The sequence below is a fragment of the Kitasatospora sp. NPDC057198 genome, from assembly GCF_042670125.1.
Lineage (GTDB): Bacteria > Actinomycetota > Actinomycetes > Streptomycetales > Streptomycetaceae > Kitasatospora.
Genome location: NZ_JBHUWH010000448.1, coordinates 1 through 6,239 on the forward strand (window position 1 = coordinate 1; position 6,239 = coordinate 6,239).

At 73.8% G+C, this 6,239-nt stretch carries 7 protein-coding genes; 3 read left to right on the forward strand and 4 right to left on the reverse strand.

The annotated features are described in order from the left end of the window. The first annotated feature begins 476 nt into the window (after positions 1-476). Positions 477-839, forward strand: a complete 363-nt coding sequence (locus ACFUEL_RS32685; RefSeq protein WP_380240696.1) for a hypothetical protein — start codon at positions 477-479, stop codon at positions 837-839. A gap of 23 nt (positions 840-862) precedes the next feature. Here the strand turns inward: ACFUEL_RS32685 and ACFUEL_RS32690 are convergent, their stop codons facing one another. Both ACFUEL_RS32690 and aceB read right to left on the reverse strand, forming a co-directional pair. Continuing rightward, entirely contained in the window at positions 863-1,249 is a 387-nt protein-coding gene (locus ACFUEL_RS32690) for a gamma-glutamylcyclotransferase (protein ID WP_380240698.1), read from the reverse strand. 100 nt (positions 1,250-1,349) lie between these two features. Then, complete coding sequence (gene aceB, locus ACFUEL_RS32695) at positions 1,350-2,996, reverse strand: malate synthase A (protein ID WP_380240700.1); 1,647 nt, start codon at positions 2,994-2,996, stop codon at positions 1,350-1,352. A 126-nt stretch (positions 2,997-3,122) separates the two neighbouring features. Between aceB and ACFUEL_RS32700 the strand changes: the two genes are divergently transcribed. Continuing rightward, entirely contained in the window at positions 3,123-3,893 is a 771-nt protein-coding gene (locus tag ACFUEL_RS32700) for an IclR family transcriptional regulator (RefSeq protein ID WP_380240702.1), read from the forward strand. 28 nt (positions 3,894-3,921) lie between these two features. Here the strand turns inward: ACFUEL_RS32700 and ACFUEL_RS32705 are convergent, their stop codons facing one another. Both ACFUEL_RS32705 and ACFUEL_RS32710 read right to left on the reverse strand, forming a co-directional pair. Continuing rightward, positions 3,922-5,238 (reverse strand): SUKH-4 family immunity protein, encoded by a 1,317-nt coding sequence (locus ACFUEL_RS32705; protein WP_380240704.1) that lies wholly within the window; start codon positions 5,236-5,238, stop codon positions 3,922-3,924. 34 nt (positions 5,239-5,272) lie between these two features. Then, the gene (locus tag ACFUEL_RS32710) at positions 5,273-5,818 is read right to left on the reverse strand and encodes a hypothetical protein (protein WP_380240705.1); all 546 of its coding nucleotides are present in this window, start codon (positions 5,816-5,818) and stop codon (positions 5,273-5,275) included. A gap of 90 nt (positions 5,819-5,908) precedes the next feature. Here ACFUEL_RS32710 and ACFUEL_RS32715 point away from each other — a divergent pair. Beyond that, positions 5,909-6,239 (forward strand): hypothetical protein (locus ACFUEL_RS32715; protein WP_380240707.1); only part of this gene is annotated, 331 nt, incomplete at its 3' end.

Here is a 6,239-nt window from a genome sequence, read left to right on the forward strand (position 1 = left end):
GGCCATGGGGATGTCCTCCTGCGTCCTGCGGGGAGGCGTGCCGAACCGGGGCGTCCGAGGTCGCGGGCCGGTGCGGCCCGCGTCTCGGCGGAGGTAACCGGGCCACCGGCCGCGCGCGCACGCGCGGCCGTCCGGGACTCGAACCCGGTACTGCCCGCACCAAGAAGTAACCCCCGCCTGCGCACCGGACACCCCGGCGCGGTGGCCTCCCGAGATCTGAAGCGGTGCCGGTGGTTTCTTTGGAGGAAGTAACCGGCGCCTGCGCACCGGGAGGTGGCAGTCTGTGTGGAGCTGTGCGTCCAGAGGTCGTGATCGGCGGGGGTGACGTGGAGCTGTTCCTTCAACTGGGCGCACCGGTCGGAACCGGCGGACCCATCCAGAGAAGTAACCCCTGCCTGCGCACCTGGACGGGGTTCACCCTAGCCTGGACGGGTCCGCTGTCCGCACCTGTTTTTCTTCCGCCCCGGAGGTACCCCGTGACCACTCCCCCTGCGTCGGCCGGGCCGGTGCGCTGGACGGTTGCCGGTGCGGCGGGTCTGGTGTACGGGGTCCTGCTGGTCGTCCCGGTCTGGCTGGCGTTCTTCTTCGCCGTGAACTACCCGCTGCACGCACTGGGTTGGACCGACGGAGAGCCGACCGAGAACGACGGCCTGCTGCCGTGGCTGATCCTGGGGGTGCCGCTCCTGCTGCTGGCCGTGCTCGGCTGGGTGCTGGTGGGCCTGCTGGGCCGCCTGGTGCTCGGGTTGCCCCGGAAGCAGTGGCACCGGGTGCGCGCGGGGCTGGCGGCGTTGCCGTCCACCGTCCTGCTGCTGGGCGGCCTGCTGGAGGCGCTGTTCTGAACTCCCTTGCCCGGGGGCGGGGTTCAGGCTTCGCGGCCGAGGGTGGCCAAGTAGGCGCGCCAGCCGCCGTGTTCGGTGATCTCGCGGTGCACGCCGCGTTCGAGCTGGCCGCGGGCCAGCACCATCGACAGCGAGGGGGTGCCGTCGGCCAACTCGATGACGCCGAGCTCCAGTTCGAGCGGTTCGCCGGGCAGGACGGCGTCCCGCAGGTGCTCCAGCGGGAGGTCGTAGAGTTCGCCCTCGATGGCGGTGCCGACGCCGGGGTCGGCGAGCAGGGCGGGGCATTCGTCGCGGATGGAGAAGAAGCGGTAGCCGGGGGCGGTGCGGGCCGGGCCGACCAGGTGGCCGTGGACCTTGGCGTGGAACGGGCCGCCGGTCATCGCCTGGCCGTTGAAGAAGACGCGTGCCATGGTGCTCCTTTCGTTGGGCCGCCCCGTACCGCGGCCGGTGTGAGGGTGCCGGCGGTACGGGGCGGAGCGCGTGGGGCGTTCGCCCGGTCGAGCGGTTCGCTCAGTCGATGAGGGCGAGCGCCGGGAGGGTGAGGAAGTCGGGGAAGTCCTCGGCGAGGGCGACCTGCTCGAACAGCGCGGCGGCCTCCGTCCAGCGCCCGGCGGCGTACGCCTGCTCGCCCGACTCGGCTTCCAGGGAGGCGAGTTCCTCGGCGACGAGGCGGCGGACGAGTTCGGCGGTGGTCTTCTCGCCGGTGTCGGCGAGGACGACGCCGTTGTGGATCCACTGCCAGATCTGCGAGCGGGAGATCTCGGCGGTGGCGGCGTCCTCCATCATGTGGAAGATGCCGACGGCGCCGAGGCCGCGCAGCCATGCCTCGATGTAGCGGACGCCGACCTGGACGGCGTTGTGCAGCCCGGTGTGCGTGCAACTGCCGCCCGCCCCGGCCACGTCGAGGAGTTGGGCGGGGGTGACCTGCTCGGGCGAGCCGGGGTTGTCCTTCTGGTGGGGGCGCTCGCCGAGCACCGCGTCGAAGCACTCCCGGGCGACCGGCACCAGGTCGGGGTGGGCGACCCAGGAGCCGTCGAAGCCGCCGGCGGCCTCGCGCTCCTTGTCGGCCCGGACCTTGACCAGGGCGGCGGCGTTGACCTCCGGGTCCTTGCGGGAGGGGATGAACGCGGCCATGCCGCCGATGGCGTGCGCGCCGCGCCGGTGGCAGGTCTGCACGAGCAGCCGGGTGTAGGCGGCCATGAACGGGGAGGCCATGGTGACGGTGTTGCGGTCGGGCAGCACGTAGCGCTCGCCGCCGTCCCGGAAGTTCTTCACGATCGAGAACAGGTAGTCCCACCGGCCGGCGTTCAACCCGGCGGCGTGGTCGCGCAGTTCGTAGAGGATCTCGTCCATCTCGAAGGCGGCGGTGATGGTCTCGATCAGCACGGTGGCGCGGATCGTGCCGTGCGGGATGCCGAGGGCGGCCTGGGCGTGGGTGAAGACCTCGTTCCAGAGCCGGGCCTCCAGGTGGCTCTCGGTCTTGGGGAGGTAGAAGTAGGGGCCGGAGTTCGGGTCCTGCTCGCCCTTGGCGATGAGCCGGGCGGCGTTGTGGAAGAAGTACAGGCCGAAGTCGACGAGGGCGCCGGCCACCGGTTCGCCGTCGACGGTGAGGTGCCGCTCGTCCAGGTGCCAGCCGCGCGGGCGGACCACGACGGTGGCGAGTTCGGCGGCGGGCTTGAGGGTGTACGCCTTGCCCTGCGGGCCGGTGAAGTCGATCCGGCCCTCGAAGGCGTCGGTCAGGTTGACCTGCCCGGAGACGACGTTCTCCCAGGTGGGGGCGGTGGCGTCCTCGAAGTCGGCGAGCCAGACCTTCGCGCCGGAGTTGAGCGCGTTGATGACCATCTTGCGGTCGGTGGGGCCGGTGATCTCCACCCGGCGGTCGGTCAGGGCGCGCGGCGCGGGGGCGACCTTCCAGTCGGCGGCGCGGACGCCGGCGGTCTGCGGCAGGAAGTCCAGCGTTCCGGTACGGGCGATCTCGGCGCGGCGCTCGCGGCGGGCGGCCAGCAGTTCCTGCCGGCGGCCCTCGAACGTGCGGTGCAGGCCGGCGACGAACTCCAGCGCCCCGGCGGTCAGCACCTCCGCGGAGCGCGGCACCGGCGGCCCGGCGACCGTGACACCGGGGACGGCGGGGGACGGACCCTGATCTGCGGCGGCCATGGGCAGGACTCTCCTTGGGCTGTTCCGTTCTGTACAGTGGAGACTAGTTTCCGCGATACAGAATTTCAACGGTTTGTTGATGATCGCGTGGACTCTACTCCTCCCCGGACATTGAAGGGAACGCTCGTGGCCAGCACCTCCACCGAACGCACCACCGGATCGGTGCAGTCCGTCGAGCGCGCCTTCCAGCTCCTCGAGGCGCTCGCCGACTCCGGCGGCGTCGCCACCCTCAGCGAGCTCTCCGCCACCTCCGGCCTGCCGATGCCGACCATCCACCGCCTGGTGCGCACCCTGGTCGCCCAGGGCTACGTCCGGCAGGACACCGCCCGCCGCTACACCCTCGGCCCGCGCCTGATCCGCCTCGGCGAGACCGCCGGCCGCCTGCTCGGCTCCTGGGCCCGCCCCTACCTGGCCGAACTCATGGAGGCCACCGGCGAGACCGCCAACCTGGCCGTCCTGGAGGGCGGCGAGGTGGTGTACGTCGGGCAGGTGCAGTCCCGCCGCTCGATGCGGATGTTCACCGAGGTCGGCCGCCGCGTCCAGCCGCACTGCACCGGCGTCGGCAAGGCGCTGCTCGCCCAGCTCCCCGAGGACGAGGCCCGCGCCCTGCTCGGCCCCGGCCCGCTCCAGGCCCACACCCCGCACACCGTCACCGAGCCCGCCGCGCTGCTCGCCCAGCTCGCCACCGCCCGCGACCTGGGCTACGTGGTCGACGACCAGGAGCAGGAGATCGGCGTCCGCTGCATCGCCGTCGCCGTCCCCGGCGCGCCCACCCCCACCGCGCTCTCGGTCTCCGGCCCCGAGGCCCGCATCCAGGCCCTCGAGGCCCAGTCCGGCGCCGCGGGCCTGGTCCCGCTGATGCAGGCCATCGCCGCCCGCCTCGGCGAAGTCCTCTGACGGACCGTCAACTCCCGCTCCCCGGCGGTCAGTAGCAGTTCAGCCCCTGGTGCACGTACTCCAGGACGCGGGTCCAGTACGACCCCGGGCCGGGCGGCGGGCCGGGGTCGACGCGGTGCAGCAGGGCGAGGAAGCGCTCCTCGACGCCCTCCGGGTCGAGGTGCTCGGACCGGCTCCGCTCCGGGTCGTAGAGCGGGCGCTCGGCCTCCAGAGCGGACAGCGCCAGGACGAAGCGGTCCGGGCTGCTCGCCACCGGGTGCGCCTCGCCCTCGCCGGGGATGCAGTACACCGCGCCGGTGGCGGTGTCGAGGTGGAAGCTGTCGTCGCCGAAGCCGCCGACGCACAGCCAGTGCGCCGGGTCGAACGGCCCCGCGTACGGCGCCCACTCCCGGTCGCCGATCTCCGCCTCGCCGTCGCAGTACTCCTGGCTCAGCCCGAAGAACACCGTGTCGTCGGGCAGGCCGACGTCCCGCAGGAAGACCCGGGTCGGCCGGTGCGCGATCCGGGCCAGCAGCTCCGGCTCGGCCAGGGTGACCGCCCCCTCGGCGCCGAACAGCGCGGCCACGGTGCCCCGGTCGACCAGGAACTCCCGGTGCAGCGCGTCGTCGGGTCCGGGCGGGGTCCGGAGGTCGACGGTCCGCATCCGGGCGTGCAGCACCTCGACCAGCAGCTCCGCCCGGCCCCGCAGGTGCCGCATCGCCTCGGCGGCGCGCTCCACCCGCTCCGACGAGACCACCCGGTGGCCCGGGACGGCGGCGTCCCCGCCCCGGTCGAGCGCGGCCAGCAGCGCCGCGGAGGCCGGGCCCCCGGGGGCGTCGGCCCCCTCGAGGGCCTCGGTCAGCCGGGCCACCGCGACCTCGTTGACCTGGTCGAGCACGTAGTGCAGCAGGTGCTCCTCCAGGTGGTCGACGTGCCTGCGCGCGGCGGCGGCGCGCCGCTCCGGCGGGCGGGTGGGGTCGGCGGCCAGCGCCACGAGCTCCTCGACCACCTCGCTCTGCATGACCGCGATCACCTCGGCCGCGGCGTCCAGCCGGTCCGCGCACGCCCGGGTGCCGTCCACCATCCCGGCGAGCCGGCCCTCCGCGCCCTCCCGGTACTCGGCGAGCAGCGCCTCGTACACCGGCCCCTCGTAGTGCCCCTCCAGACCGGCCATCACCCGCAGCCCGGCCCGCAGCACCTCCTCCTGCCCGTCCGCGTACTCCCGCACGTACCGGGCGAAGGCCCGCAGCCCGCCCTCGTTCAGCGGCTCCCACTCCACCCCGGCGGCCTCCAGGAACTCCCTTGCGGCCCAGGGCAGTTCGGCCGTCCACGACTGCCCCCCGGCAGCCCCCCGCGAAGATCCCATGCACCCACGCTACCGGGCCGGGCGGACGGGCCGGTCAGACCCCGACGATCAGGGGCCGGTACTCGGTGCCCTCGGGGGTGAAGATCAGCCGGTAGTCGCGGCCGGTGACGGTGGCCCGCTCCCGCAGGCGGGTCAACACCTCGGTCTCGGTGGGGAGTTCGATCCCGAGGGCGGCGGCCGCCGCCACGCGTCCGGCGTCCAGGCCGGGTTCGTCCTCCAGGTAGTCCGCGGCGATCTCCCGGCTCTCCTCGGCGGTGAACTCCCGGCAGTCCCGCCACCAGGGCACGACCAGCAGCAGGCGCAGCAGTTCGGGCAGGCCGACGGCGAGCAGCGCGGCGCCGCCCTCGGAGTCGGCGTACAGGACGGGCCGTTCCTCGCCGCCCTCGCCGCAGAAGAAGTACGTGCCGCCCGCGCCGTCCTTGGCGAAGACCTCCAGCCGGGCCCCGGAGGCGAGGTGGACGGGTTCGACGTGCTCGTAGTGGTCGAGGCTCAGTTCACCGGGCCAGAGCAGGTAGTCGGCCGCGTCCTCGTGCGCGCGGACGGCGTCGATCAGCGAGGGCCCGGGGGCCGGAACGGTCATGCGGGCAGCGTAGCGGCGTGGTCCGACACCACCCGGGGCGCCCGCCGCTACGCTGGGTGATCACCCGTCGACACTCCGCAGGAGGGCCCCGTGCGCCGTCTCTTCTCCCTGCTCGCCGCCCCCGTACTCGCCCTGGGCACCCTCGGCGCCCTGGCCGCACCGGGCGCGTCCGCCGCGCTCTCGGACTCGGACCTCAAGGTGGTCCGCCTCGACCCGGACCCGGTGGCCCCCGGCGGGACGACCACGGTGCACGGCTTCGTCGCCAACGGCGGCCCGCAGACGGCCGCTTCGCCGTTCACCGTGGTGATCGACCTCCCCCCGGGCTTCACTCCCGCCGGACCGTACTTCCCGTCCTCGTGCACGGCCGCCGGGCGGACGGTGAGCTGCGTCTTCCCGGCGGGCCTGCCGCCGCTGCGCTCCG